The 25,145-nt window shown below is 60.6% G+C and carries 26 protein-coding genes; 12 read left to right on the forward strand and 14 right to left on the reverse strand.

All coding sequences use genetic code 11. The features are described 5' to 3' along the window. Positions 1–13 precede the first annotated feature (13 nt). Entirely contained in the window at positions 14–328 is a 315-nt protein-coding gene (locus ACOZK9_RS24660; protein WP_421556798.1) for an SCP2 sterol-binding domain-containing protein, read from the reverse strand. Between the two features lie 56 nt (positions 329–384). After that, the gene (locus tag ACOZK9_RS24665; protein WP_058412620.1) at positions 385–1,095 is read right to left on the reverse strand and encodes a histidine phosphatase family protein; all 711 of its coding nucleotides are present in this window, start codon (positions 1,093–1,095) and stop codon (positions 385–387) included. A 207-nt stretch (positions 1,096–1,302) separates the two neighbouring features. On the opposite strand from ACOZK9_RS24665, the gene sohB reads away from it, so the two are divergent. Then, positions 1,303–2,328 carry a protease SohB gene (sohB, locus tag ACOZK9_RS24670; RefSeq protein WP_058412619.1) on the forward strand — a complete coding sequence of 342 codons (1,026 nt, stop codon included), beginning with the start codon at positions 1,303–1,305 and terminating at the stop codon, positions 2,326–2,328. 82 nt (positions 2,329–2,410) lie between these two features. Here the strand turns inward: sohB and dhaL are convergent, their stop codons facing one another. The 7 genes from dhaL to ACOZK9_RS24705 all read right to left on the reverse strand — a co-directional run bounded on the left by dhaL (position 2,411) and on the right by ACOZK9_RS24705 (position 9,682). Next, positions 2,411–3,055: a dihydroxyacetone kinase subunit DhaL gene (gene dhaL / locus ACOZK9_RS24675; protein WP_152745204.1), complete on the reverse strand. Its 645-nt coding sequence runs from the start codon at positions 3,053–3,055 to the stop codon at positions 2,411–2,413. A 3-nt stretch (positions 3,056–3,058) separates the two neighbouring features. Beyond that, positions 3,059–4,060 (reverse strand): dihydroxyacetone kinase subunit DhaK, encoded by a 1,002-nt coding sequence (locus ACOZK9_RS24680; RefSeq protein ID WP_421556799.1) that lies wholly within the window; start codon positions 4,058–4,060, stop codon positions 3,059–3,061. 62 nt (positions 4,061–4,122) lie between these two features. Next, entirely contained in the window at positions 4,123–5,238 is a 1,116-nt protein-coding gene (locus ACOZK9_RS24685) for an MDR/zinc-dependent alcohol dehydrogenase-like family protein (protein WP_421556800.1), read from the reverse strand. A gap of 26 nt (positions 5,239–5,264) precedes the next feature. Continuing rightward, complete coding sequence (locus ACOZK9_RS24690) at positions 5,265–6,020, reverse strand: SDR family oxidoreductase (RefSeq protein ID WP_421556801.1); 756 nt, start codon at positions 6,018–6,020, stop codon at positions 5,265–5,267. Positions 6,021–6,154: 134 nt separating this feature from the next. Further along, a complete protein-coding gene (locus tag ACOZK9_RS24695) occupies positions 6,155–7,162 on the reverse strand; it encodes a substrate-binding domain-containing protein (RefSeq protein WP_421556802.1) in 1,008 nt (335 codons plus the stop codon). A gap of 58 nt (positions 7,163–7,220) precedes the next feature. Next, positions 7,221–8,198 (reverse strand): ABC transporter permease, encoded by a 978-nt coding sequence (locus ACOZK9_RS24700; protein WP_058412613.1) that lies wholly within the window; start codon positions 8,196–8,198, stop codon positions 7,221–7,223. Continuing rightward, complete coding sequence (locus tag ACOZK9_RS24705; RefSeq protein WP_058412612.1) at positions 8,195–9,682, reverse strand: sugar ABC transporter ATP-binding protein; 1,488 nt, start codon at positions 9,680–9,682, stop codon at positions 8,195–8,197. The genes ACOZK9_RS24700 and ACOZK9_RS24705 overlap by 4 nt, the downstream gene beginning before the upstream one ends. 283 nt (positions 9,683–9,965) lie before the next feature. Here ACOZK9_RS24705 and rpiB point away from each other — a divergent pair, with 283 nt between their 5' ends. The 3 genes from rpiB to ACOZK9_RS24720 all read left to right on the forward strand — a co-directional run bounded on the left by rpiB (position 9,966) and on the right by ACOZK9_RS24720 (position 13,351). Further along, positions 9,966–10,427, forward strand: coding sequence for a ribose 5-phosphate isomerase B (rpiB, locus tag ACOZK9_RS24710; RefSeq protein ID WP_058412611.1), 462 nt, complete (start codon positions 9,966–9,968; stop codon positions 10,425–10,427). 63 nt (positions 10,428–10,490) lie between these two features. Then, positions 10,491–11,471, forward strand: coding sequence for a sugar-binding transcriptional regulator (locus tag ACOZK9_RS24715; protein WP_058412610.1), 981 nt, complete (start codon positions 10,491–10,493; stop codon positions 11,469–11,471). Between the two features lie 317 nt (positions 11,472–11,788). Next, positions 11,789–13,351 carry a TerC family protein gene (locus ACOZK9_RS24720; RefSeq protein WP_421556803.1) on the forward strand — a complete coding sequence of 521 codons (1,563 nt, stop codon included), beginning with the start codon at positions 11,789–11,791 and terminating at the stop codon, positions 13,349–13,351. Positions 13,352–13,534: 183 nt separating this feature from the next. Here the strand turns inward: ACOZK9_RS24720 and ACOZK9_RS24725 are convergent, their stop codons facing one another. The 3 genes from ACOZK9_RS24725 to ACOZK9_RS24735 form a co-directional block, all read right to left on the reverse strand. After that, entirely contained in the window at positions 13,535–14,278 is a 744-nt protein-coding gene (locus ACOZK9_RS24725) for a hypothetical protein (protein ID WP_058412608.1), read from the reverse strand. A 205-nt stretch (positions 14,279–14,483) separates the two neighbouring features. After that, on the reverse strand, positions 14,484–14,852 hold the full coding sequence (locus ACOZK9_RS24730; protein WP_058412607.1) for a thioredoxin family protein: 369 nt from the start codon (positions 14,850–14,852) through the stop codon (positions 14,484–14,486). Positions 14,853–14,945: 93 nt separating this feature from the next. After that, entirely contained in the window at positions 14,946–15,194 is a 249-nt protein-coding gene (locus tag ACOZK9_RS24735; RefSeq protein WP_058412606.1) for a hypothetical protein, read from the reverse strand. 331 nt (positions 15,195–15,525) lie between these two features. On the opposite strand from ACOZK9_RS24735, the gene ACOZK9_RS24740 reads away from it, so the two are divergent. From ACOZK9_RS24740 to ACOZK9_RS24775, 8 genes are all read left to right on the forward strand, one after another. Then, entirely contained in the window at positions 15,526–16,374 is an 849-nt protein-coding gene (locus ACOZK9_RS24740; protein WP_058412605.1) for a transporter substrate-binding domain-containing protein, read from the forward strand. Between the two features lie 52 nt (positions 16,375–16,426). Next, the gene (locus ACOZK9_RS24745; protein ID WP_421556804.1) at positions 16,427–17,089 is read left to right on the forward strand and encodes an amino acid ABC transporter permease; all 663 of its coding nucleotides are present in this window, start codon (positions 16,427–16,429) and stop codon (positions 17,087–17,089) included. A gap of 11 nt (positions 17,090–17,100) precedes the next feature. Beyond that, a complete protein-coding gene (locus ACOZK9_RS24750; RefSeq protein WP_058412603.1) occupies positions 17,101–17,763 on the forward strand; it encodes an amino acid ABC transporter permease in 663 nt (220 codons plus the stop codon). Further along, the gene (locus ACOZK9_RS24755) at positions 17,760–18,542 is read left to right on the forward strand and encodes an amino acid ABC transporter ATP-binding protein (protein ID WP_058412602.1); all 783 of its coding nucleotides are present in this window, start codon (positions 17,760–17,762) and stop codon (positions 18,540–18,542) included. Before ACOZK9_RS24750 ends, ACOZK9_RS24755 begins: the two co-directional genes overlap by 4 nt. Positions 18,543–18,556: 14 nt before the next feature. Next, positions 18,557–18,946 (forward strand): RidA family protein, encoded by a 390-nt coding sequence (locus ACOZK9_RS24760; RefSeq protein WP_058412601.1) that lies wholly within the window; start codon positions 18,557–18,559, stop codon positions 18,944–18,946. 167 nt (positions 18,947–19,113) lie between these two features. Beyond that, a complete protein-coding gene (locus ACOZK9_RS24765) occupies positions 19,114–19,878 on the forward strand; it encodes an IclR family transcriptional regulator (protein ID WP_058412600.1) in 765 nt (254 codons plus the stop codon). A gap of 10 nt (positions 19,879–19,888) precedes the next feature. Further along, on the forward strand, positions 19,889–21,097 hold the full coding sequence (locus tag ACOZK9_RS24770) for an amino acid deaminase (RefSeq protein WP_421556805.1): 1,209 nt from the start codon (positions 19,889–19,891) through the stop codon (positions 21,095–21,097). Positions 21,098–21,212: 115 nt separating this feature from the next. After that, on the forward strand, positions 21,213–22,118 hold the full coding sequence (locus ACOZK9_RS24775) for a sugar kinase (protein WP_421556806.1): 906 nt from the start codon (positions 21,213–21,215) through the stop codon (positions 22,116–22,118). 127 nt (positions 22,119–22,245) lie between these two features. On the opposite strand, the gene ACOZK9_RS24780 is transcribed toward ACOZK9_RS24775, so the two are convergent. Together ACOZK9_RS24780 and ACOZK9_RS24785 are read right to left on the reverse strand one after the other, a co-directional pair. Further along, positions 22,246–22,521, reverse strand: a complete 276-nt coding sequence (locus ACOZK9_RS24780; RefSeq protein WP_058412597.1) for a peptidylprolyl isomerase — start codon at positions 22,519–22,521, stop codon at positions 22,246–22,248. A 50-nt stretch (positions 22,522–22,571) separates the two neighbouring features. Next, positions 22,572–25,109 carry a PAS domain-containing protein gene (locus tag ACOZK9_RS24785; RefSeq protein ID WP_058412596.1) on the reverse strand — a complete coding sequence of 846 codons (2,538 nt, stop codon included), beginning with the start codon at positions 25,107–25,109 and terminating at the stop codon, positions 22,572–22,574. Positions 25,110–25,145: the final 36 nt, after the last annotated feature.

Genomic DNA, 25,145 nt, shown 5'->3' on the forward strand with positions numbered 1-25,145 from the left:
GGCCGCGGCGTTATCAGGCCGGGAACAGCTCGCTCAGCTTCATCGCCAGCATCATGTCGCCTTCGGTGCGCAGCTTGCCTCCCATAAAAGCCTGCATGCCATCGGTTTCGCCGCTGACGATGCCTTTCAGGGTGTCGCCGTCCATCACCAGGGTCACTTGGGCGTCCGGGTTTTCACCTTCGAGCAGCTCGCAGGTGTTGTCCTTGACCACCAGCGAGAAGTTCTGGGTATCGTCAATACGGAAACCGAATACCAGGTCCAGGCCTTCAGCAGCGCTTGGGTTGAATTTGGCTTTCATTGCTTCTACAGCTTTAGCTACGTCAGTCATGGTTTCGATCCTTTAGGGTTGAGTCCAGTGACCTTGGGGTCACGGTTGGCCGCACTTCATCGGAAAGTGATGAGCTGCGGCGCCTTCATCAGTTGCAAGTGGGTATGACTGTTGAAGGAAGCCAGCGCCACCTCGCGACCACGGAATTTCAGCTGGTTGAGCGAGGTGTTAACAATTTGCCAATTCAGTTCGAAGGCCTGGGCGGCAGGCATTCGGGTTATCAGATGGAGCAGGGCGGTGATGCTGCCGCCGGAGGTAAACACGGCGATTTTGTGCGAGCTGTCGGCCGCTTCAAGAATACGTTGCAGGCCACCTTGTACCCGTTCGACAAACCCCAGCCAGCTTTCCAGGCCCGGCGGGTCATACGTGCCGGCCAGCCAGCGCTCGATAATCAGGGCGAAGATGCGCTGGAATTCGCTGCGGTGTTGCGCGGCGTTGCGCAGAACCTCTATGGCGCAGGGTTCTGCGCCCAGCAGGTCGGGGAGCAGGGCGCGGATGATCGCTTCGGCGTCGAATTCATTGAACGCAGCGTCTATTTCCAGCGCCGGAACCGGCAGGCCCAGGGCAGCGTACTGATCGAAAGCGGCGGTAGCGGTGTGCTGCTGGCGGCGCAGGTCGCCGGCGATACAGCGGTCGAACCTTATGCCCAGTGCTGCGAGATGGCGACCGAGCACGTGTGCCTGCTCCACGCCGATGGGCGACAGCACGTCGTAGTCGTCTGCACCGAAAGAGGCCTGGCCATGTCGAATCAGGTAAATGCTGCCCACGTCCGTTTTCCCGGTACGTTGAAAGTCTGGCGAGGTTATGAGGATGCCTGCAAGCTGTCAATGGAAAAACATACGCTCGTTTTAAAATCTCCTTGGAGCCCGCTTGGTGGCGGTTTGATCACTGGCCCGAACGCAGTGGCGCCGGTATGCTGGGGCAATCTGCGCCTGGCGCACCGCCATCTGTAAACCGCACCTGTAAGGAGTCACATGGATTTTCTGGCTGAATACGCAAGCTTTTTGGCTAAGACCGTCACCCTGGTGGTCGCCATCCTCGTGGTGTTGATCAGTTTCGCGGCGCTGCGCAGCAAAGGCCGTCGCAAACCCGCCGGCCAACTGCAGGTCAGCAAGCTCAATGACTTCTATAAGGGCCTGCGTGAGCGCCTGGAGTCGAGCTTGCTCGACAAGGACCAGCTCAAGGCCCTGCGTAAGTCCGAAAGCAAAAGCGAAAAGAAGAACAGCAAGAAGAAACCCGAGGCCAAGCCACGGGTGTTTGTGCTGGATTTCGACGGCGACATCAAAGCCTCGGCCACCGAGAGCCTGCGCCATGAGATTACCGCGCTGCTGAGCCTGGCCACGGCGAAAGACGAAGTGGTGCTGCGCCTGGAAAGCGGCGGCGGCATGGTGCACAGCTATGGTTTGGCGTCTTCGCAACTGGCGCGTATCCGCCAGGCCGGCGTGCCGTTGACCGTGTGCATCGACAAGGTCGCGGCCAGCGGCGGCTACATGATGGCGTGCATCGGCGAGAAGATCATCAGCGCGCCGTTCGCCATCCTCGGCTCGATTGGCGTGGTGGCGCAGTTGCCCAACGTTAACCGCTTGCTGAAAAAGCACGATATTGACTTTGAAGTGCTGACTGCCGGTGAGTACAAACGCACGCTCACGGTGTTTGGCGAAAACACCGAGAAAGGCCGCGAAAAATTCCAGGAAGACCTGGACATTACGCATCAGTTGTTCAAGAACTTCGTCTCGCGTTATCGCCCGCAGTTGGCGATTGATGACGTGGCCACCGGGGAGGTGTGGCTGGGTGTTGCAGCCCTCGACAAGCAACTGGTCGACGAGCTGCAAACCAGCGACGAATACCTGGCCACCAAGGCCAAGAGCGCCGAGGTGTTCCACCTGCACTATGCCGAGCGCAAGAGCCTGCAGGAACGCGTAGGCCTGGCCGCCAGCGGCTCGGTGGACCGCGTGTTGCTGACTTGGTGGAGCCGTTTGACGCAACAGCGCTTCTGGTAACCGAAGCACATCACCCCGCACGCTTATTCTGGCAAGCGGGCTGGTGTGGCGAGCCCCCTCGCCACACCAGCCCGTTGCTACATCACCTCAAACGCTGCTCAACCGAACCGGCCAAACACGTCAGGATCAGGCAGCACGACACCGCCCCAGCGTCCAGCACGCCCAATGAGCGCTCGCCCAAACGGCTGGCACGGCCGATTTTAGCCACCAGGTCTCTGGTCGAATCACGCCCTTGCGACGCGGCGCGCTTCATCGCTTCCAGCGCCTGATTGAATGACGCCCCACGCGCATGCTCACGCTCAAAGGCCTCAACCGCCGGGATCAACGTGTCCATCAAACACTTGTCGCCCACACCGGCCTCGGTGATGTCTTGCAGCGACGTCAGGCCGCCGCGCAATAGACCGGCAAAGGTCGCGGCGTCGATGTCTTCGCGGTTGCGCACTTCATCGGCCATGCCAATGAACAGGCTGCCGTACAGCGGGCCCATGGAGCCGCCGATGCCTTCCATCAGGCTCAAGGTCAGTTCATCCAGGGCTTCGGCGAGGCTCAATTGGCGGCCCTCGATGTTGCGCCCGCAGTCGGCGAAGCCTTTGGCCATGTTGATGCCGTGGTCGCCGTCGCCAATCGCGCCGTCGACTTCGCTGAGGTATTCACGGTTGGCCACGATCACGCGGACCAGGTCGGCAACGATGGCGCTGCCGTCGTCGCTGGAAAAATGCTCGCTCATGGTTCATTCCGCCTGGGTCATGCCGATGGAGCGGCAGGGGTGGTCGATCAGGGTTTTCAGTTCGGCGTCGAGGCCGAGCAGGGTCAGGGTCACGCCCATCATCTCCAGGGAGGTGAAGTAGTTGCCCACGTAGCAACGGTGAATCTGCAAGCCCCTGGCCTTGAGCTGGCGTTCCACCTCGGCATAAAAAATGTACAGCTCCATCACCGGTGTCGCGCCGAGGCCCGAGACCAATACCACCACGCTGTCGTCCTGGCTGAAATCGCGGTCGGCGAGGATCGGCGCGAGCATGCGCTCGGCCATCGCAGCGGCGGTTTCGATGGGGATGACCTGAATGCCCGGCTCGCCGTGGTGGCCGATGCCCAATTCCATCTGGCCATCGGCAATCTGGAAATTCGGCTTGCCCACGGCGGCAATGGTGCAGGGCGTCAGGCCGATGCCAATCGAGCGGCAGTGGTCCACCGCCTTCTGCGCGACGCGAATAACCCCGTCCAAATCATATTGGTGTGCGGCGGCGGCACCGCCGACCTTCCACATGAAAATTTCCCCGGCCACGCCGCGCCGTTTAGCGATCTCGGCCTTGGGCGCGGAGGCCACGTCGTCGTTCGCCACCACGGTGCGGATGTGCAGGTCTTTGCTGGCGGCCATTTTCATCGCCAGCTTCACGTTCATATTGTCGCCGGCATAGTTGCCGTACAGGCAGGCCACGCCCGCGCCATGCTCGGCCGCGCGGAAGGCATCGAAGAAACTTTTGGCGGTGGGCGAGGAGAAAATCTCGCCGACCGCCACGGCGTCCACCAGGCCCGGGCCGACATAGCCGAGGAAGGCCGGTTCATGCCCTGAACCGCCGCCGGTGACGATGCCGACACGGCCTTGCGCAGACGGTTCGGCTTTGACGATCACCCGCGGGTTGCTTTCGAATTGGTGCAGTTCGGGGTGCGCGAGCAGAATCCCGCGCAGCATGTCTTCGACCACTTGGTCTGGATCGTTGATGACTCGATTCATAACGCGGTGTCCTGTTGTTGTTTTCAAAGGCACAAAAGATCAAGCGGCGGCGCTGTTCGGGTTCAGGGTTGCAAAACGACTTTGAGCGATTTGTCGCCGCGCTCCATCACCGCGAACGCTTCCTTGAAGTCCGCCAGTGCAAACGTGTGGGTCACCACGTCGCGCATGTCGATCTTGCGGTTGCCGATAAAGTCGATGGCGCGCGGGTACATGTACGGCCCCAAGTGCGAGCCGAGGATGTCCAGTTCCTTGCGGTCGCCAATGATCGACCAGTCCACCGTGGCCTCGTCATTAAACACGCTGAACTCAACAAAACGCCCCAGCTTGCGCAGCATCGCCAGGCCCTGGTTCACGGCTTTGTGGTGCCCGGTGGCTTCGATATAAATATCGCAACCGTAACCGCCGGTAATTTCACGGATCCTCGCCAGCACGTCGACTTCGGCCGGGTTCCACACCTCGTCGGCGCCCATGCGCAGGGCGAGGGCGGCGCGCTCGGGTTTCATGTCCAGTACGATGAGTTTTTTCGGGTTGCGCAGGCGCACCGCGCCGATAATGCCCAAGCCCAGCGTGCCGGCGCCGGCCACCACTACCACGTCGTCGAAATCGACATTGGCGCGTTCCGCCGCGTGCAGTGAGCAGGCCAGCGGTTCGATCAAAATCGCCTCTTCCGGCGCAATCGAGTCCGGCACCTGATGCACGATGCCTTCCTTGGTGAAAATCATGTATTGCGCCATGGCGCCTTGCACATTGTTCTGGAAACCATAGAGGTCATGCTTCTGGCACATCCAGTACTGCCCGTGATTACAGAAGCGGCAGCCCCAGCACGGCACTATCTGTTCCGAGATCACCCGGTCGCCGACCTTGACTCCGCGCTTTTCTGCGCCGGGGCCGAGGGCAACCACGCGACACACAAATTCATGCCCTGGAATCATTGGCGGTTTGACGTAGCGCGGTTGCTCGGCATCGCCCCAAAACGACGGCGCGCCGCGATAGGTCTTGATGTCGCCCATGCAAATGCCGCACAGCTCGACTTTGGTCAGAATCTCATCGGGGCCAGGCCTGGGCACGTCGACGGTTTCCAGGCGGTAGTCTTCCGGGCCATGGCAAACCACGGCCTGCATGGTTTTCGGGATGACCGGCGCGCGTAGTTCGGGTGTGCTTTCGGTGACGTTGGACATGGCAAAACCTCACGACAAAAGATGAATTACTGAATGCTGTAGCCGCCGTCGATCAGCATGTTGGCGCCGGTGATCATTTGCGCGGCATCGCTGAGCAGGTACAGCGCGAGCCCGGCGATTTCTTCCGGTTGCGCAAAACGCCCTGCCGGGATCTGCAATTTGGCCCGCTCACCGACTTCACCGGCCCAGGCTTTTTTACCCAGCGCGGTCTCGACGATGGTCGGAGAGATGGCGTTGACGTTGATCTGCGGCGCCCATTCCATCGCCAATACTTTGGTCATGCCGACGATTGCCGCCTTGCTGGCGCAGTACGCGACGTGGCGGTCCAGGCCAATCACGGCGGCCTGCGAGGCGAGGTTGACGATGCGCCCGTGGCCGCCGGCGAGCATGTGTTTGGCGCAGGCCTGGGCCACGAAAAAGCTGGCCTTGAGGTTGATGTCCAGCGTGCTGTCCCAAGCGCTTTCGCTGACATCCATGGCCTTGTCGAGCAGGGCGATGCCGGCGCTGTTGATCAGGTAATCCAGGCGTTGGAAATGCTCGAACACGGTGTCGATGGTGCTGTGTATCTGGTCGACCCGGCTGAGGTCGACGGCAATGCCCAAATGCCCGGCGCCCAGGCTGGCCGCGATTTCGGCCACCGCCGGGTCGCGGTCGAGCAAGGCCACGCGCGCGCCGCGCTCCACCAGCAGGCTGGCACACGCCAGGCCGATCCCGGCGGCGCCGCCGGTGATCACTGCGCAACGGCCACTGAGGTCGAAGGCTTGGTTCCAGAATCCAGACATGTAAGTGACTCCACTTTTTGATCGTTCCCGCGCTCTGCGCAGGAACGCCGCCTGGGACGCTCTGCGTCCCGATGTTGAGTAACGCGCAGCGTCACGGCATGCACTCCCACGCGGGGCGTGGGAACGATCAGCCGTTACTTGCCGCCGCTGACTTGTTTGTACAGCGCGTCGGCGTTGGCGTTGGTCACCGGCACCCACGGCAATATGTAGTTCTTGGCCGTGCCATCGCCCCATTTCAGGTCTTTGGCATAGCGCTGCCAGATCACCGACTGCGGCGTATAGTCCTTGCCCGCCAGCGCGCGCAAGGCCACGTCCAGCGCGCCTTGGGATTGCGCCTGCGCGTCCTGCAAAAAGGTGGTGATTTCATCTCTTTTTGCCGCCTGGATCGCGTCCGGCATGCCATCAATCGAAGTCACCGGCACCTCTTTGGAGGTCAACCCGTGCGATTTCAGCGCCTGCACGGCGCCGAGGGCCATGTCGTCGTTCTGCGCGATCACACCGTTGATGCCTTTGGGGTGGGCGTTCAGCCAGTCTTCGGTCAGCGTCATGGCCTGGGCGCGGTCCCAGTTGGCGGTCTTTTTCTCGATGATCTTGATGTCGGGGTGCTTGCCCAACACTTCCAGCTCGCCTTTTTCGCGGTCGATTTGCGCCGACTGGCCAATCGGGCCTTGAATGATCACCACGTTGCCTCGGCCCTTGAGCTTGTCGACCATGGCCTGAGCCTGCAAACGGCCGCCTTCGACGTCGTCATTGCCCACATACGGAACGGCCGCATCGGCGACTTTGGTGTTCGAGGCGATCACCACCACGTCGTTGCTCATGGCTTGCTTCACGGTGCCGACACCCGCTTTGGTGTCGATCGGCACGAACAGGATGGCGTCGTAGCGCTGGGTCACCATGTTTTCGATCTGGTTATTCTGGGTCAGCGCGTCGTAGTTGCCGTCGAACACGGTCAGTTGCACCGTGCCGTCCTTGACCGCCGGATGCTCCTTCAATTCACGCACCCAGTTCTGCATGAACTGGCCCTTGAGGCCGTAGACGGCGGCGCCGATTTTGTAGGTCTTGCCATCGGCCGCCAGGGCGATACTGCTGGCGAGCAGGGAGAGGGCCGCGGCAGCAGCCAAAGACATTCCAGCTTTCATGGTGAGAACTCCGCTTATTGTTGTGGGTCGTTCAGTTCATTTTTTTGAGCAAAAGCGACTAGCGTTTTTTCTTGCGCCACACGTCTATCAGTACTGCGAACACGATGATCAGGCCCTTGGCGACCTGTTGGTAATAAGACGAAACCCCGAGCAGGTTCAGCCCGTTATTGATCACGCCGATCAGCAGCGCGCCAAACAGCGTGCCGACAATGCTGCCGGTGCCGCCCGACAGACTGGTGCCGCCGATGACCACTGCGGCAATCGCGTCCAGCTCATAGGAAACCCCGGCTTGGGGCAGGGCAGAGGTGGTGCGTGCCGACAACACCACGCCGGCCAGGCCTGCGAGCAAACCCGAGACCACGTACACCGAAAACATGACCTTGCGCACACCGATGCCCGAGGTGCGCGCGCTCTTTTCATTGCCGCCCACCGCGTACACATAACGGCCGTAAGTGGTGTAGCGCAGCACCATCCAGAACAGCAGCGCGACCACGGCGAAGATCACGATGGGCACGCCAATCGGGCCGATCTTGCCGATACCGAGTGCCAGGTAAGCGTCGGGCAGGTCGGTAATCGGGCTGCCGTCGTTGAGGATGAAGGTCATGCCGCGCGCGATGCTGAGCATGCCGAGGGTGGCCACGAACGGTGGGATCGACAGGTTGGCGACCATAAAACCGTTGACCACACCGAGCATCGCGCCGGCAAACATCCCCGCACTCGCCGCCGCCAGCACGCCGTAGCCCTGGGTTGCGACCATGGCGCTGCACAGCCCGGCAAAGGCCAGGATCGAGCCCACCGACAAGTCGATGCCCTTGGTCAGGATCACGTAGGTCATGCCCACGGCGAGGATGCCGTTGATCGAGGTCTGGCGCAAAATATCCATCCAGTTGCGCCAAGTCATGAAGTATTCGCTGGAAAACGCCATCACCACGCACAGCAAAATAAACACCAGCGGCAGGCCAAAGCGGTCGAGGGACACCCGCAGGCGGTTGCGCGGCGCGGCAGTAATCGGTGCAGTCAGGGTTTTGGCAGTCATGAGGCAAGACTCAACAAGGCTTCCTGGGAAAGGGCGGTGTCGCTGCTGATGGTCACCAGCCGGCCGCCTTTGAATACCGCGATGCGATCACTCAGGTGGAGCAATTCCGGGGCTTCGGACGACACCACAATGGCCGCGCCGCCGGCGCGCACAAACTGGTCCAGCAGGTGATAAATCTCCTGCTTGGCGCCCTCATCAATGCCGCGTGTCGGCTCATCGCACAGCAGGCACACCGGCTCGGTCGACAGGCATTTGGCGAGCACGACTTTTTGCTGATTGCCGCCGCTCATCGAGGCCACCGGCAACGCCAGTGAGGTCGCCTTGATCTGCAGGCGCTTGACCATCTCTTGTGCCAGTTCGGTTTCCTTGCGCGCATTGATCAGCGACCAGCTCGACAGGCGCTTGTAGGCCGACAACGCAATGTTCGACAGAATGCTGCCGGTAAGTATCAGGCCGCTGTCTTTGCGGTCTTCGGTGACCAGCGACATACCGGCGCTGATCGTCGCTTTGGGCATGCCGATGGGCATCGGTTTGCCTTGCAGGGTCACGCTGCCTGCGTCCGCGACCGTGAGGCCGTAAATGCAATTGAGGAACTCGCTGCGCCCTGAGCCCATCAGGCCATAAATGCCGAGAATTTCACCCTGGCGCAGTTGCAGGCTGATGTCGTGGAACTCGCCATTGCGGCTCAGGTGGTCGACTTGCAGGCAAGTGGTGGCGGCACATTCGCGGCCGACCTTGTGGTCGATGCGCGTCAGTTCCTGGCCGACAATGCCGCGCACCAGGTGGTTGCGGTCGATGTCGGCCATGCGCCCGCTTTCGACAAAGGCGCCATCGCGAAAGATGCTGTAGTCATCGGCGATCTGCGCCAGTTCGCTCAAGCGGTGCGACACATACACGATGCCAGCGCCGCGCGCAGTGAGGCGGCGGATGGCCTTGAACAGCGTTTCGGCCTCGCGTTCGCCGATGGCCGAGGTCGGTTCGTCCATGATCATCACTTGGCAGTCATGGCTGAACGCTTTGGCGATTTCCACCAGTTGAATTTGCGCCACGCTCAGGCGATGCATGGGGCTGCTGGCGTCGACCTCAAACTCCAGGCTGTCGAGCAGCTCGCGGGTGCGTTGGTTGAGCGCCTTGCTGTCGACGATGCAGCCGGCGCGGCGCGGCTCGCGGCCCAACCATATGTTTTCGGCGACGCTCATGTAGGGGATGGGTTCCAGCTCTTGGGTGATCATCGCGATCCCCGCCGCCAGCGCTTCACTCGGGCGGTTGAACTGCACGGGCGCGCCGTTGAGCAAAATGCTGCCGGCATCCCGCGCGGTGATGCCCATTAAAATGTTCAGGAAGGTCGACTTGCCTGCGCCATTGCCGCCACACAGCGCGTGAACGCTGCCGGCCCGCAGGGAGAGGCGCCCGTCACGCAGGGCAGGCACCCCGGCGTAAGCCTTGGCGACGTGTTCAGCCTGGAGCAGTAATGGCGTGGCCATTGGCGTGTCCTCGTGCTGTGAATTCTTATTAGGTCGCACAGTCATGTTTCGCTGTGATCATATGTGTATCAAATGAAATTCTGATCAGTCAATCTCTTTCAGATAAAACCTGTAAATCTCAACTCGACTGTCAATAACGCCTGCTTATAGGGCTTTGACTGCCAAGTCAGCTAAAACTCGCTTGACAGAAGCGAGTGAATACTTGAGAAATGACTGAATGAAATTTCACAGAGTGATCATATGATCATTCTAAAATACGATCACGGCAGCGGAGCCAGACGCCATGAACACACCTTTCCCGGTGGCTATCGGATGCGATGAAGCGGGTTTTGAGCTCAAAGAGCTGTTGAGGCGCCACATCGAGGCGCTGGGTTACCCGGTGACCGACTTCGGCACCCATTCCACCGCGCCGGTGCTTTACCCGGACATCGCCCTGGCCGTGGCCAGCGCGATTAATGCCGGGCAGCAACGGCTGGGCGTGCTGGTGTGCGGCACCGGGATCGGCATGGCGATTTCGGCCAACAAGGTGCTCGGCATTCGCGCGGCACAGGCCCACGACACCTATTCGGCGGAGCGCGCGCGCAAGAGCAACGATGCGCAGATCCTGTCCATCGGCGCGCGGGTGATCGGCGCGGAGCTGGCCAAAAGCGTGGTCAAGTCGTTCCTTGAATCGGAGTTCGAAGCGGCGCGCTCCGGGGCCAAGGTCGAGCGCATCAATGCGATCGAGCGCGATGGGCATCAATAGTGGACGGCACGGGGCAAGAGTCGGGAGAATGCGCCTTTGACGTCGAAACGGAAGCCCGTCCCCATGAGTGACAGTACCCAGCGTATCGCCAGCGATATCGATCAAATGACCGAAGTGGCGATGCTCTATTACCTTGAGAACGTCACTCAGGAGGCGATTGCCAAGCGCTTCGACCTGTCGCGCGCTAAAGTCAGCCGCTTGCTCAAACGTGCGCGCGATGAAGGCATTGTCGAGGTGCGCGTGCTGCAGCACCCGGCGATGAACAACGAATTGGAGCGGGCGCTGGTCGAACGCTTCAAGCTCGACCGCGCCTTGATCGCCGTCGACCACAGCGACCCCGACACGCAGCGCTCGGCCGTCGCCAGCCTGGTCGCCAACTACCTGAACAAGACCCTGAGCGACGGCATGATCGTCGCCGTGGGCATGGGGCGCAACGTCGGTGCGGTGGCCGATAACGTGTTTTTGCCGGTGACGCGCAATTGCACATTTGTCTGCGCCATCGGCGGTTCGCTCAAGGCCGGTGAGTACATGAACCCCGACCATATCTGCCGGCGCCTGGCCCTGCGTTTTGGCGGCGAAAGCGAAAGCCTGTACGCCCCGGCGCTGGTGGCCAACCCGGAGCTGCGTGGGGTGTTGATCAACAACGACACGGTGCGTTCGACGCTGGACCGGGCGCGACGCGCGGACATTGCGCTGATCGGCATCGGCGACATGAGCGAAAACAGCAACATGGTGCGCATGGGCTGGTTCTCGCCGCAGGAAATTGCCCAGGCGCGCTTGTCCGGCACCGTCGGCGACATGATGGGCTACGACTTTATCGACATCCACGGCCAGCCTGCGGTCAACGCGATTCAAGGGCGGGTGATCGGGCTGACGGTGCAAGAGCTGTTTCGCATCCCGGACGTGGTCGCGATTGCCAGCGAGAACACCAAGGCCGCGGCGACGCTTGGCGCACTGCGCTCGGGCGTGATCAACACGCTGGCGACCACGGTGACCAACGCGCACACGATTCTGGCGCTGGACGACGCCACCCGAAAGCCTTGATTCAACACAGATCAAGCCGTGTGCGAGTCGATCGTTCCCACAGAGCGTGGGAGCGATCATCGCTGTTGCGCTTACAGATTTTGTAATAGTTTTGCGTTGTAGGAAATCCGTGTTTCGGTTGTACGATTCAAGTCCTTTTCTCAGTGCAGGACTTGCATGAACACCCTCTCGGAGCCTCCCAGTCGTCTTTCCTCAAGACCGCCACTGCCGCTGTTCCCGCTGAAGTACCCCCAATACCCACGGCTAACCGTGCCCCGGTCGACTGACCGCGCTTTGCCGTGCCCGGCATTCTGAATATCAATAAAGAGACCCTATAAATGGAATGGTTAGCGGACCCAACGGCCTGGCTCGGCTTGTTGACGTTGATTGTGCTGGAGCTGGTGCTGGGCATCGACAACCTGGTGTTTATCGCGATTTTGGCCGACAAGTTGCCGCCGGAGCAGCGTGACCGGGCGCGCTTGATCGGTTTGTCCCTGGCGCTGTTGATGCGCCTCGGCTTGCTGGCGAGTATTTCCTGGTTGGTCACGCTCACTCAGCCGCTGTTCGAGGTGTTCGACAAGAGCTTCTCGGGCCGCGACCTGATCATGCTGTTCGGGGGTGTGTTCCTGCTGTTCAAGGCCACCATGGAATTGCACGAACGTCTTGAAGGGCATGTGGCGCAGCGCTCGGGCAATGTGGCCTATGCGATGTTCTGGCCGATCGTCGCGCAGATCGTGGTGCTCGACGCGGTGTTCTCGCTCGACGCGGTGATTACCGCCGTCGGCATGGTCGATGAGCTGGCGGTGATGATGATCGCGGTGATCGTGTCCATCGGCCTGATGATCGTCGCGAGCAAGCCGCTCACGCGGTTCGTCAATGCGCACCCGACGGTGATCATGCTGTGCCTGGGCTTTTTGATGATGATTGGTTTTGCCCTGACCGCCGAAGGCTTGGGCTTCCATATTCCGAAAGGCTACCTGTACGCGGCGATTGGTTTCTCGATTCTGATCGAAATGTTCAACCAGATTGCCCGTTCGCGCCGCAAGAAGTCGGCGCAAGGCGTGTTGCCGGTGCGCGAACGCACCGCGCATGCGGTGATGCGCTTGCTCGGCGGCCGCAGCCTGGCGGTGGAGGAAGTGGGTGAGGAGGTGGCTGACTTGCTCGGCGAGCCCGACGCTACCCAAGGCCCACTGTTTGATCGGCGCGAACGCGTGATGATCAGTGGCGTGTTGCAATTGGCCGAGCGGCCGATCCGCACGCTGATGACGCCGCGCGCCAAGGTCGACTGTATTGATTTGGCCGACGACGCCGAAACTATCCGCCTGAAGTTGATGCACTCGCCTTACTCGCGGCTGCCATTGATTCGCAACGGCGCGGTCGACGAGCCCTTGGGGTTTGTGCACAAAAAGGAGCTGCTCAAGGAATACCTGGCCGGCACCGAGCCTAACCTTGAGCACTTGGCACGCCGTGCGATCAACCTGCTGGAGAGTTTTTCGATTCTCAACGCCTTGGAGCAAATGCGTCAGGAATCGACGCACATTGCCTTCGTGATCAACGAGTTCGGCGACTTCATGGGTGTGTTGAGCATGACCGACATCCTCGAATCCATCGCCGGTGAGTTACCCGATGCCAGCGAAATCGAAGGGCCGGACATTGTCGAGGAAGGTGATGGGTTTCGCGCCAACGGCGCCTTGAACCTGAACCTGGTTCGCCAGCGCACCGACTTCAAAGCCGTCGCCACCGAGGACTATCAAACCCTGGCGGGCTTGGTCATGAGCCTGATCGACCGCCTGCCAGTGGTGGGCGACAGTCTTGAGCATGAAGGCTGGCGCCTTACCGTGGCGGCGGTGGAGGAGCGGCGGGTGACTCAAGTGCTTTTGCGTCGGGCTGAGGCTGCTTGACCGGCAGCGCAGCGATGCAGATTGATAGTGCATCGCTGCCTGCGTGTGTCTGAGTCATCATTCAGATGCGTTGGGCCATGAAGATGAAGCATCCACTGAATAGCGCGAAACGCAATGGTCAGGCTGCCGTCCCGAGGTGGCCTGCGCGAGCGGTACAAGACTCATCGATCATGCCCGTGCTCTTCAGTTAACCGCTACATCACTGAACTTCACCACGTTGTCCTCGCCTTTGAGGCTGCGGAACTTGACCTTGAGTGCGGGAATACTCTCCAGCTTGCCGCGTACCGGCTGGAAGATCAGGGTGATGCGGGTCGGCACATTGCGCACCAAGGGGAAATCACTCCAGCTCTTGATTTTCGTTTGACCAACCTGCAACTGATCGATATCCAGCGAGCCACCGGTTTTTTCAAACAGGGTGCTATTACTGATTCCACGCAAATCACGGTCAACATTGGTATTGGTCAGTTCCAGCACGCAACTGGGGGCTTGGCCAATCTGCTCGCATTCCACCAGTTCGATCCGCACGCCATCGACCAGCTCGATACGCTTGCCGAACAAGTTGGCCCCATCATTTTCCACGATCATCTTTTGCGACTGCGCGAATTCGAAGGTGGGTTTGGCGTATTCACTGCCGAGGGTAAAAAAACCGCCAGCCAGCAAGGCTGCAAGGATCAACGAAAGCGTGCCTTTCATCGCTTCTGGCAAACGACGCGCCTGCCAGCCGATAGACAATGCTGCCAGGAACAGAAATACGCTGATGAGCAGGATCAGGTTCTTCCAATTGACGAAGCCAAAACCAAATACGCTGGGGTCAGGAAACACATAAGTGATCAGTGCCCACATGGCGCCAAGCGTGGCGCTGATTCCGGCCATGATTTTGGTGATTGCGATGTTAAGACGGTTTTGTGGAAGAGGCGAAGTGTCCATACAGGTTTAAAAATCCATCGAAGCCAGAAGGGGAAGCCGATCGCTGACAATGCGCAGTCGCGGCTCCCCGCCATTATCCAGTAAGTAGCTGCCGGGTAAAGCCGTGCGATTGAAGATCCCACAATCGGCACACACTCGGCGCGAGGGCAGCGCTCTGGTTTGGCGGCCGGCGGCTCGGCTAAAGGTGCATCAAACCTTGCGATTATTAGTCGGCGGCGTGCAGGAGAGTAGTCGCGGGGGTATCTCTTGTGGCATAGCGTTTGAACGTGCGCATCAGACGTTTTGCCTGGCCTTCGTCCTCGCCAAAGCCCTTGAGTTTTTCCTGCAATTGCCCATTGAGATACACCAATAGCGTCGGGGTACCGCTCACTTCGGGGTGTCTTGGCGTGTTTTCGCAGTCCAGCACCAGGCTCACGGCGAGCGGGTATCGAGCGGCGACCAATTCGAATAACTCCACGGCATCCGGGCAGGCAAAGCAGTGTTGCGAGGCAAATAACAAGAATACCGGGTGAGGTGTACTCAGGATTCTTTGATAATCCTCTGCGTTGGCAATGGTTGCGCTGGCAATTACCATCACAGTTTGACTCCTTGGCAGTAGTGGGCTCGACCGACACTAGGTCCACAGATCACCCGCGTCTACTGTCAACCTTCACAGGTAGCCCGGTGTTCACGCGTCCTGCGCGCGCTCCACACGCTCGCGTGCCTTGCGCGCCTGGCTGGCACATTTGCGGTATTCCTCATTGTCCCTGGAGGCCTTCGCCTGCCGGTAGCCATGGTGGTTCTGGCTGGTGTAGTTGGTGCTGAAGGCCTCCTTGAGCTTTCGCAGTTCTTCTTTGCATTCGCGGCGGTCGTTACTGGCCGAGGCGCTGGCGGCCGCCAGAAGGCATAACACAAGCACAGTGAGACGGAGCTTCATGGCAAACGGGTCCTTGTCGGGCTGATGTGCCAAGGCTAGCCCAACGCCGGGAATTTTCCACGCCTGCGCGTGCTGCAACAGTGCGCGGTAACGCCCTCATAGCGCACTGGCGTGGGGCCTTTCACCGCAGGCTGGGGCATTGGGTAGCAATTTGATGCCAAGTGCTGGCGCAACGCCGCCTTGCGCTCGAAGATTTATCTGGCTGATTTCTAACGTTTTTATCCTTGTCATATTTTTCTGTTACTGCGTGTGGCACACTTTCTGCTGTCTATTCCGTTGTTACATACCAAGTTCCGGTATAGCGGAATACACAACCCCTGGAGTGCTTGTCATGCATCACCGACCTTCCGTGTTTAAAGCGTGTGTTTTTCTCTTCGCCGCATCGGCTTGCCTTGCCAGCACTGTGCAGGCTGCGGGCAGCAAGCTGGACGATGTGCTCAAACGTGGGCATCTGATCGTCGGTACAGGCAGTACCAATGCGCCGTGGCACTTCCAGGGAGCGGATGGCAAGTTGCAGGGTTTTGATATCGACATCGGCCGCATCGTGGCCAAAGGGTTGTTCAACGACCCAAGCAAGGTCGAGTTTGTGGTGCAGTCGTCCGACGCACGCATTCCCAACTTGCTGACCGACAAGGTCGACATGAGTTGCCAGTTCATCACCGTCACCGCCAGCCGTGCGCAACAGGTGGCGTTTACCTTGCCGTACTACCGCGAAGGCGTCGGCCTGCTGTTGCCGAACAACAGCAAGTACAAGGAAATCGAAGACCTGCAAGCGGCAGGTGACGGCATCACCGTGGCCGTGCTGCAAAACGTTTACGCCGAAGAACTGGTGCACCAGGCGCTGCCAAAAGCCAAGGTTGACCAATACGACAGCGTCGACCTGATGTACCAGGCAGTCAACTCCGGCCGCGCCGATGCCGCCGCCACTGACCAGTCTTCGGTCAAATACCTGATGGTGCAGAACCCCGGCCGCTACCGCAGCCCGGCCTACGCATGGAGCCCGCAAACCTACGCGTGCGCGGTCAAGCGTGGCGACCAGGACTGGCTGAACTTCGTCAATACCGCGCTGCATGAAGCCATGACCGGTGTGGAGTTCCCCACCTACAAGGCCTCGTTCAAGCAATGGTTCGGTGTCGACCTGCCAGAGCCTGCGATTGGTTTTCCTGTTGAATTCAAGTGACGTGTAAACCGGGGGCGCTGCGTTTTGCGCCCCGCTTCAGGTACTGCCGACCATGAACTATGAGTTGAATTTTGCCGCCGTGTGGCGTGATTTCCCCAGCTTGCTGGCGGGGCTCGGTCTGGGCCTCGAACTGGCCTTGCTGTCGATCGCGATTGGCTGCGTGATCGGCCTGATGATGGCGTTTGCCATGCTGTCCAAACACCGCGCGTTGCGACTGTTCGCCTCGGTGTATGTGACGGTGATCCGCAATACACCGATCCTCGTGCTGATCCTGTTGATCTACTTTGCATTGCCGTCGCTGGGCATTCGCCTGGATAAAATCCCTTCATTCATCATCACGTTGTCGTTGTACGCCGGTGCCTACCTCACCGAAGTATTCCGCGCCGGGCTGTTGAATATTCCCAAGGGCTTGCGTGAGGCCGGCTTGGCGATCGGCTTGGGTGAGTGGCGTATTCGCGCCTACATCACCGTGCCGGTGATGCTGCGCAACGTGTTGCCGGCGCTGTCGAACAACTTTATTTCGCTGTTCAAGGACACCTCGCTGGCCGCCGCCATCGCGGTGCCGGAACTGACGTATTACGCCCGCAAGATCAACGTCGAAAGCTACCGGGTGATTGAAACCTGGATGGTCACGACCGCGCTCTACGTGGCGGCCTGTTACTTCATTGCCATGCTGCTCCGTTACCTGGAACAGCGTTTGGCGATCCGTCGTTAAGGAGGGGTTCCATGTACGAGTCCCCAAGCTGGCTGCATGAGTTGTGGGTCGCCCGGGATACCCTCTGGGCGGGGTTTCAGACCAGCGTGTATTGCTCGGCGCTGGCGATTTTTTTCGGCACGCTGATCGGCATCGTCGCCGGGTTGGTGCTGACCTACGGCAAGTTCTGGATGCGCGCGCCGTTTCGTCTGTATGTCGACCTGATCCGCGGCACGCCGGTGTTTGTGCTGGTGCTGGCGTGTTTCTACATGCTGCCGGCGCTCGGTTGGCAAATCAGCGCGTTCCAGGCCGGTGCGGTCGGGCTGACGTTGTTCTGTGGCTCGCACGTGTCGGAAATCGTGCGCGGCGCGCTGCAAGCCATACCGCGTGGGCAACTGGAAGCGGGCAGGGCGATTGGCCTGACGTTCTACCAGTCCCTGGCTTACGTGCTGTTGCCCCAGGCGCTGCGGCAGATACTGCCCACGTGGGTCAATTCTTCCACGGAAATCGTCAAGGCCTCGACCTTGCTCTCGGTGATCGGCGTGGCTGAATTGCTGCTGAGCACTCAGCAAGTGATCGCGCGCACCTTCATGACCCTGGAGTTCTACCTGTTCGCCGGGTTTCTGTTCTTTGTCATCAACTACGCCATCGAGTTATTCGGGCGCTACATTGAAAAGCGGGTGGCCTTGCCATGAACCAACCTCTTACAAACCAACCGCTGCTGAACATTCGCGGCCTGCGTAAACAGTACGGCGCAGTGGAAGTGCTCAAGGGCGTCGACCTGTCCATGCAGCGCGGTAACGTGGTGACCTTGATCGGCTCCAGCGGCTCGGGCAAAACCACGCTGTTGCGATGCGTAAACCTGCTGGAAGAGTTCCAGGGCGGGCAAATCACTCTCGACGGCGAGTCCATCGGCTACAGCGACGTCGCCGGCAAACGCGTGCGCCACCCCGAGCGAGTGATTGCCCAGCACCGCGCGATGACCGGCATGGCGTTCCAGCAATTCAATTTGTTCCCGCACCTCAGCGCGCTGCAAAACGTTACCCTCGGCCTGCTCAAGGTCAAAAAAATGGGCAAGGACGAAGCCGTGGCGCTGGCTGAAAAATGGCTCGACCGCGTCGGCCTGCTGGAGCGTCGCAACCACTTCCCCGGCCAGCTCTCGGGCGGCCAGCAACAACGCGTGGCGATCGCCCGCGCCATCGCCATGAACCCCAGCTTGATGCTGTTCGACGAAGTCACCTCGGCGCTCGACCCGGAGCTGGTCGGCGAAGTGCTCAGCGTGATCAAGGGGCTGGCGGAAGAGGGCATGACCATGTTGTTGGTCACCCACGAAATGCGGTTTGCCTACGAAGTCTCGGACAAGATCGTGTTCATGAACCAGGGCCGTATTGAAGAGCAGGGCACCTCGAAGGACATCTTCGAGCGCCCGCAATCGCCGCGCTTGGCGGAATTTTTGAAGAACATTCGTTTTTAATCAGGAGCTATTTTATGAGCATTACTCGTTACGGCACCGGCAGCACCGCCGGCGGTGGCCAACCCCGCCCTTTCGCGCGTGCGGTGGAAGCCGACGGCTGGCTCTACGTCTCGGGCCAGGTGCCGGCGGTCGACGGTGAAATCATCAGCGGCGGCATTGTTGAGCAAACCCGCCAAACCCTGCGCAACGTGGTGGCGATTCTTGAAGAGGCCGGCTTTGAGCTCAAAGACGTGGTGCGCGTCGGCGTATGGCTGGAAGACCCTCGCGACTTCTGGAGTTTCAACAAGGTGTTCGGTGAGTATTTCACCCCGGAACACGCACCGGCGCGTGCCTGTGTGCAGGCCAACATGATGGTGGATTGCAAGGTTGAGATTGATTGCGTGGCCTACAAGAAAAAAGGCTAAATGCCTCTCTCTTGAGACCACTGAAAATCCACTGCGGGAGCTGGCTTGCCTGCGATGACGGAGTGTCAGGCAACCCATGTGCGACTGAACCACCGCCATCGCGGGCAAGCCCGCTCCCACAGGGTTTCGCTGTGCAGCATACAACTATGACCGGACCACACACTGCCATGACCGAAGACACCATCAAACGCCGCGCCAAAGGCCTGGACCGTGCATTCGACATCCTCGATTTTCTCAAGGAAGTTGGCCAGCCGCTGCGCCCGAATGATATTGCCAGCGGCATCGGCAGCCCCAAATCCACGGTCTACGAACTGGTCGCCTCGTTGCTCGAACGGCGCATCCTCGAAACAGTCGGCAAGGACGGCCACGTCTACCTCGGCCGCCAACTGTACTTTCTTGGCCAGGCGCACTTGCGCCATTTCGACCTGACCCGCGAGGCCGACCACGCCCTGCAGGAAATCGTCAGCCAAACCCACGAAACCGCGCAGATGTGCCTGCTCAACGGGCGCAAATACACGGTGGCGCTGATGCGCGAAGGCGAGCGGCATTTTCGGATTTCTTCAGACATCGGCGAAAACGCGCCGATCCCTTGGACAGCCTCCGGGCGCCTGCTGCTGGGGCACTTGAGCGACCAGCAAATCATCGACTTGATCGACAGCGACGACTTCATCCTGCCGGACGGCCAGCGCTTGGCGCTGCCAACCTTTCTTGCGCAGATTCGTCAGGCCACCCTCGATGGCTTTTTCTCCTTCGACAGTGTGGCGGACACCTTTACCCATTGCTTCGCCGCCCCGGTGCGGGATGCCCAGGGCATCAGCATCGCGACCTTGTGCATCGTCGCCCCGCGCGCCGATGCGATCAAAAATTACAGCGACTATCGCCGGGTGTTGATCGACAGCGCCAACCACCTGGCCCGGCGCATTAACGAATAGGAGCTATTGCATGTCAGCCCTCAACGCCGTTGAAAAAGGCGCCGCCGCCGTTGGCGCCCACCTGGTCCGTGACGTCAGCCTGCCGGCCATGGTGCTGCACCGTGACGCGCTGGAACACAATATTCGCTGGATGCAGGAGTTTGTCAGCCAGAGCGGCGCGCAACTGGCGCCCCATGGCAAAACCAGCATGATGCCCGCGCTGTTTCAGCGCCAGATCGAGGCGGGCGCCTGGGGTATCACGCTGGCGAACGCCGTACAAACGCGGGCCGCGTATGCCGGTGGTATCCGCCGCGTGTTGATGGCCAACCAACTGGTGGGTGCGCCGAACATGGCGTTGATCGCCGACCTGCTGGGCGACCCGAGTTTCGACTTCCATTGCATGGTCGACCACCCGGACAACGTCGCTGACCTCGGCCTGTTCTTCGCCGCCCGTGGCCTGCGCCTGAACGTGATGATCGAATACGGCGTGCTCGGCGGCCGCTGCGGGTGCCGCAGCGAGCAGCAAGTGCGCGACCTGGCCAAGGCGATCAAGGCCCAGCCCGCGCTGGCACTCACCGGTATCGAAGGCTACGAAGGCGTGATCCACGGTGATCAGGCTGTCAGCGGCATTCGCGACTTTGCCGCCAGCCTGGTGCGCTTGGCGGTGGACCTGCAAGACGACGGCGCTTTCGATCTGGCCACACCGATTGTGACTGCATCGGGTTCGGCCTGGTACGACCTGATCGCCGAGTCCTTCGAGGCGCAAAACGCTGCGGGGCGTTTCCTCAGCGTGCTGCGCCCTGGCAGTTACGTGGCGCACGACCACGGTATCTACAAGGATGCGCAATGCTGCGTGCTCGACCGTCGCAGCGACCTGGCCGAAGGCCTGCGCCCGGCGCTGGAAGTCTGGGCACATGTGCAATCGTTGCCCGAGCCAGGGTTTGCGGTGATTGCCCTGGGCAAGCGCGACGTGGCCTATGACGCGGGTTTGCCGGTGCCGCTGATGCGCTACAGGGCCGGTATTGTGCCGGCGCAAGGCGATGATGTGACGGCGTGCAGCGTCACGGCGGTAATGGACCAGCACGCGTTCATGCGCGTGGCGCCGGGGGTTGAACTGCGTATCGGCGACATCATTTCATTCGGCACCTCGCACCCTTGCCTGACCTTCGACAAGTGGCAAGTGGGCTGCCTGGTGGATGAGCAACTGCAAGTGATCGAGTCTTTGCACACCTGTTTTTAGACCGAGTGGCCCCTATCGCGAGTAAGCCCGCTCCCACATTGGACGTGTGAATACAGTCAATTGTGGCAGCGGGCTTGCTCGCGATGAGGCCCCACCATTCACCGGAGACCTCAGTATGAGCACGCAACCGCGCATCGCCCTGATCGGCGAATGCATGATCGAACTGCAACACCGCGCCGACGGCAGCCTGCATCAAAGCTTCGGCGGCGATACCTTGAACGCGGCGGTGTACCTGCGCCGTGAGCTGGGCGACAGCGCCAGCGTCGACTACGTCACCGCGTTGGGCGACGACAGTTTCAGCGACGCCATGTGCAAGCACTGGGCTGAAGAAGGCTTGGGGTTGGGCCTGGTGCAGCGCCTGCCGGGGCGTTTGCCGGGTTTGTACTGCATCCAGACGGACGCGAATGGCGAGCGCAAGTTTCTGTACTGGCGCAACGAAGCGGCGGTGCGTGACTGTTTCACCACGCCGGCGGCCGAGCCGATCCTGGCCGCGTTGCCGGATTACGCCGTGGTGTATTTCAGCGGCATCACCTTGGCGGTGTTGGGGCAGATTGGCCGTGAGCGGTTAATGCAAACGCTGATCGAAACTCGTAAACGCGGGGGCAAGGTGGTATTCGACAACAACTACCGGCCGCGTTTATGGGCCAGCGTGGCGGCCGCGCGTGCGGCGTATCAGCAGGTGTTGGCGCAGGTCGACATGGCTTTGCTGACGGAGGATGACGAGCGTGCGTTGTTTGGGTATGAGGGCAGTGAGCAGGTGTTTGCGGCGTACCCGGCGATTCAGGAAGTGGTGCTCAAGCGCGGTGCGGATGCGTGTTTGATTCGCTGCGCAGGGCAGCGTTTCGAGGTGCCGGCGTTGAAGGTTGAGAAGGTCGTGGACACGACGGCGGCGGGGGATTCGTTCAGTGCGGCGTATTTGGCCAGCCGGCTCACGGGAGGCTCGCCTGAGCAAGCCGCGTTGGCCGGACATCGCTTGGCCAGCCGGGTTATCCAGGTACCGGGTGCGCTGATTCCGAGGTAGCGGGTGTAGGGTCGCCTGCGGCGGATCGCGGGCAAGCCCGGCTCCCACATTGACTGCATTCCTTCAGTTGAAACGCGGTCAATTGTGGGAGCTGGCTTGCCTGCGATAGCAGTCTCAAGCCAAACACTCAATCGCGGTAGAACACCTGCACCAAGTGGTACCCAAACTTGCTCTTGATCGGCCCGTGCACCACGCGCAGGGGTTTCTTGAAAATCACCGCGTCGATCGCCCCAACCATCTGCCCTGGCCGAACCTCGCCCAAATCACCGCCGCGCTTGCCGGACGGGCAGGTCGAATGTTTCTTGGCCAACACGTCAAACGCTTCACCCTGGGCGATACGCTGCTTGAGCTGTTCGGCTTCTTCACTGGTTTTCACCAGAATGTGACGGGCTTGGGCTTTCATCCGGTTACCTTGCAACGGTCAAACGTAAGGGCGCGCGATTATGCCTGAAGTCACTCATCATCGTTGATCATGCCGCGGATTTTTGTCGCCAGCACGTCGACGGAAAACGGCTTGGCTATCATGTCCATGCCGTCCTCCAGAAAGCCTTGGCGCTCGGCGGCTTTTTCGGCGTAGCCGGTCATGAACAATACGCGCAGGCCCGGCCGGTGCTGGCGGGCGATTTCCGCCAGTTGGCGGCCATTCATGCCCGGCAGGCCGACGTCGGTGACCAGCAAGTCCACGCGCAAATCCGATTCCAGCAACGGCAGCGCCGTGCGCGAATCCGCTGCCTGGTGGGCGGTATAGCCGAGTTCGTCGAGCACATTGACCACCAGCATGCGCACGGCGGGGTCGTCTTCGACCACCACCACAGCCTCGCCGGCCAGCGCCAGCGGCGCTTCGCCCAAATGTTCCGGCAGGTTGCTTTCCAGCGCAGTGCCGTGCAGGCGCGGCAGGTACAGGCGCACGCAGGTGCCTTGGCCGGGTTCGCTTTGAATCGTCACGTGGCCGCCGGACTGTTGCGCAAACCCGTAGATCATCGACAACCCAAGGCCGGTGCCCTGGCCGATGGGCTTGGTGGTGAAGAACGGGTCGAACGCCTTGGCAAGAATTTTGGGGGCCATGCCGGTGCCGTTGTCGCACACGCCGAGCATCACGTAGTCGCCGGCCTTGACCGGTTCGAGGGTGGTGATGTCGGTGCCGTCCAGGTAGCTGTTGGCGGTTTCGATGAGGATTTCACCGCCGTCGGGCATCGCGTCGCGCGCGTTGATCACCAGGTTGAGCAGGGCGTTTTCCAATTGGCTGGCGTCGGTGTTGACCGCCCAGATGTCTTTGCCCAATTGCACTTTTAGCGCGATATGCGCGCCTTTGGTGCGGCGGAATAACTCCTCAAGCGACGCCACCAGTTGGTTGGGGTCGAGCGGCTGGCGGTCCAGCGACTGGCGGCGGGAGAACGCCAGCAGCCGGTGCGTCAAGGCAGCCGCACGGTGCGCGGACGCCACGGCGGCCTCGGTAAACCGGCCGATTTCGTCACTGCGCCCGGCGGCGATGTAGCGCTGCATCAGGTCCAGGCTGCCGATAATTCCCGTCAGCATGTTGTTGAAGTCGTGGGCGATGCCGCCGGTAAGCTGGCCCACCGCTTCCATTTTCTGCGCATGGCGCAATGCATCTTCGGCGCGCTCGCGTTCGAACATTTCATTTTGCAGGCGCTGGTTGGCCTCAGCCAGCGCCTGGGTGCGCTGGGCCACACGCTCTTCGAGGTTCTCGTTGAGGTGGCGCAGGGCTTCTTCGGTGAGTTTGCGTTCGGTCTCGTCGATCACAAAAATGTAGAAGCCGTTGACCGAGCCGTCATTGCTGAAGCGCGGCAGGTACTTCATCAACGCATGCCGCGGCCTGCCGTCGTGATGCGGCGTCACGGTCATAAAACTGCAGGCCTTGCCGTTGAGCGCGGCGGTGATTTTATCCTCGCGCCCGGCATACACCTCGTCGCCGAGCACTTCGCGGATGCTCTTGCCGTACAGCTCCTGCGGGGTCATGCCGTACCAGTCGAGGTAGGCGCTGTTGTTCAAGCGAAAACGCTGTTCGTGGTCGACATAGCCGATCAACACCGGCATGGCGTTAATGATCAACTGCAACTCGGTCTGGCTTTGGCGCAACGCCTGTTCGGTGTGCTTGCGCTCGGTCAGGTCCAGCGCGGCGCCCAAAAACCGCGCCGGGCGGCCGTGTGGGTCCTTGTAGCAACGGCCGCGGGCAAACACCCAACGCACTTGCCCGTCGGCTTGCAGCAAGCGGTATTCCTCGGCGTATTCGGTGCCAAAGGTGATGCAATGCTTGATGCTTCTGGCGACCGTGCCACGGTCTTCGGGGTGTACGCCTTGCAGGTAGTCGCTGATCGGCAGCAGGCCGGCATCACTCGGGTCGACGCCGTGCAGGTAGGCGAAGTGGGCGTCGGCGATAAAGTGGTCTTCGCCGATGTCCCAATCCCAGGTGCCGACCGCGTCTGTAGCGGCCAGCGCCAGTTGCAGGCGTTGCTCGGTATTGTGTTGGGCCTTGAGGCTGTCTTCGGAGCGCTGTTGCAGTTCGAGGGTTTTGCTGCGGCGCTCGTTGGTTTCGATGGTGGTGACCAGAATGCCTGCGACCGCACCGCTTTCATCGCGGATCGGGCTGTACGTCATGTCCAGCCAGATCTCGGTGTCGCGGTGATTGCGTTGCAGCACAAAGCGCTGTTCGCTGAAGGTGCGCACCTGGCCCTTAAGCACGGCTTCGTAGATGGGCGTGGTGAAGCTTGCAAGCTCCGGCCAGGTCTCTTGCGCCGGCTGGCCCATCGCGCCGGGGTGTTTGTTACCCGCAAGCGCAGCAAAACCGTCGTTGTAGAGCTGAGTCAGTTGGCTGCCCCACAGCAGCAGCATCGGCATCGGTGAGTTGACAACGATGTCCACCGCCGTGCGCAGGCTTTGCGGCCACTCATTGGCCTCACCGAGGGGGCTTTGCGCCCAGTCCAGCCGCGCAATCAATGCAGCGGCTTCGCTACCGGTGACTGTTCCATTCATGTAAAAACCCTACGCATAACACTCTGAAATATGACA

The sequence above is a fragment of the Pseudomonas kitaguniensis genome (assembly GCF_049199985.1).
Classification (GTDB): Bacteria; Pseudomonadota; Gammaproteobacteria; order Pseudomonadales; family Pseudomonadaceae; genus Aquipseudomonas; species Aquipseudomonas kitaguniensis.

Bases quoted from the DNA above. Each gene is read 5' to 3' on its own strand.
- ACOZK9_RS24785 (WP_058412596.1), bottom strand. From the start codon at position 25,109: ATGAATGGAACAGTCACCGGTAGCGAAGCCGCTGCATTGATTGCGCGG.
- ACOZK9_RS24755 (WP_058412602.1), top strand. From the start codon at position 17,760: ATGAACCAACCTCTTACAAACCAACCGCTGCTGAACATTCGCGGCCTG.
- ACOZK9_RS24760 (WP_058412601.1), top strand. From the start codon at position 18,557: ATGAGCATTACTCGTTACGGCACCGGCAGCACCGCCGGCGGTGGCCAA.
- ACOZK9_RS24705 (WP_058412612.1), bottom strand. From the start codon at position 9,682: ATGGCCACGCCATTACTGCTCCAGGCTGAACACGTCGCCAAGGCTTAC.
- ACOZK9_RS24725 (WP_058412608.1), bottom strand. From the start codon at position 14,278: ATGGACACTTCGCCTCTTCCACAAAACCGTCTTAACATCGCAATCACC.
- ACOZK9_RS24780 (WP_058412597.1), bottom strand. From the start codon at position 22,521: ATGAAAGCCCAAGCCCGTCACATTCTGGTGAAAACCAGTGAAGAAGCC.
- ACOZK9_RS24695 (WP_421556802.1), bottom strand. From the start codon at position 7,162: ATGAAAGCTGGAATGTCTTTGGCTGCTGCCGCGGCCCTCTCCCTGCTC.
- ACOZK9_RS24770 (WP_421556805.1), top strand. From the start codon at position 19,889: ATGTCAGCCCTCAACGCCGTTGAAAAAGGCGCCGCCGCCGTTGGCGCC.
- ACOZK9_RS24745 (WP_421556804.1), top strand. From the start codon at position 16,427: ATGAACTATGAGTTGAATTTTGCCGCCGTGTGGCGTGATTTCCCCAGC.
- ACOZK9_RS24700 (WP_058412613.1), bottom strand. From the start codon at position 8,198: ATGACTGCCAAAACCCTGACTGCACCGATTACTGCCGCGCCGCGCAAC.
- ACOZK9_RS24735 (WP_058412606.1), bottom strand. From the start codon at position 15,194: ATGAAGCTCCGTCTCACTGTGCTTGTGTTATGCCTTCTGGCGGCCGCC.
- ACOZK9_RS24680 (WP_421556799.1), bottom strand. From the start codon at position 4,060: ATGAATCGAGTCATCAACGATCCAGACCAAGTGGTCGAAGACATGCTG.
- ACOZK9_RS24690 (WP_421556801.1), bottom strand. From the start codon at position 6,020: ATGTCTGGATTCTGGAACCAAGCCTTCGACCTCAGTGGCCGTTGCGCA.
- ACOZK9_RS24750 (WP_058412603.1), top strand. From the start codon at position 17,101: ATGTACGAGTCCCCAAGCTGGCTGCATGAGTTGTGGGTCGCCCGGGAT.
- ACOZK9_RS24660 (WP_421556798.1), bottom strand. From the start codon at position 328: ATGACTGACGTAGCTAAAGCTGTAGAAGCAATGAAAGCCAAATTCAAC.
- ACOZK9_RS24730 (WP_058412607.1), bottom strand. From the start codon at position 14,852: ATGGTAATTGCCAGCGCAACCATTGCCAACGCAGAGGATTATCAAAGA.
- ACOZK9_RS24720 (WP_421556803.1), top strand. From the start codon at position 11,789: ATGGAATGGTTAGCGGACCCAACGGCCTGGCTCGGCTTGTTGACGTTG.
- ACOZK9_RS24715 (WP_058412610.1), top strand. From the start codon at position 10,491: ATGAGTGACAGTACCCAGCGTATCGCCAGCGATATCGATCAAATGACC.
- ACOZK9_RS24775 (WP_421556806.1), top strand. From the start codon at position 21,213: ATGAGCACGCAACCGCGCATCGCCCTGATCGGCGAATGCATGATCGAA.
- sohB (WP_058412619.1), top strand. From the start codon at position 1,303: ATGGATTTTCTGGCTGAATACGCAAGCTTTTTGGCTAAGACCGTCACC.
- dhaL (WP_152745204.1), bottom strand. From the start codon at position 3,055: ATGAGCGAGCATTTTTCCAGCGACGACGGCAGCGCCATCGTTGCCGAC.
- ACOZK9_RS24765 (WP_058412600.1), top strand. From the start codon at position 19,114: ATGACCGAAGACACCATCAAACGCCGCGCCAAAGGCCTGGACCGTGCA.
- ACOZK9_RS24740 (WP_058412605.1), top strand. From the start codon at position 15,526: ATGCATCACCGACCTTCCGTGTTTAAAGCGTGTGTTTTTCTCTTCGCC.
- rpiB (WP_058412611.1), top strand. From the start codon at position 9,966: ATGAACACACCTTTCCCGGTGGCTATCGGATGCGATGAAGCGGGTTTT.
- ACOZK9_RS24685 (WP_421556800.1), bottom strand. From the start codon at position 5,238: ATGTCCAACGTCACCGAAAGCACACCCGAACTACGCGCGCCGGTCATC.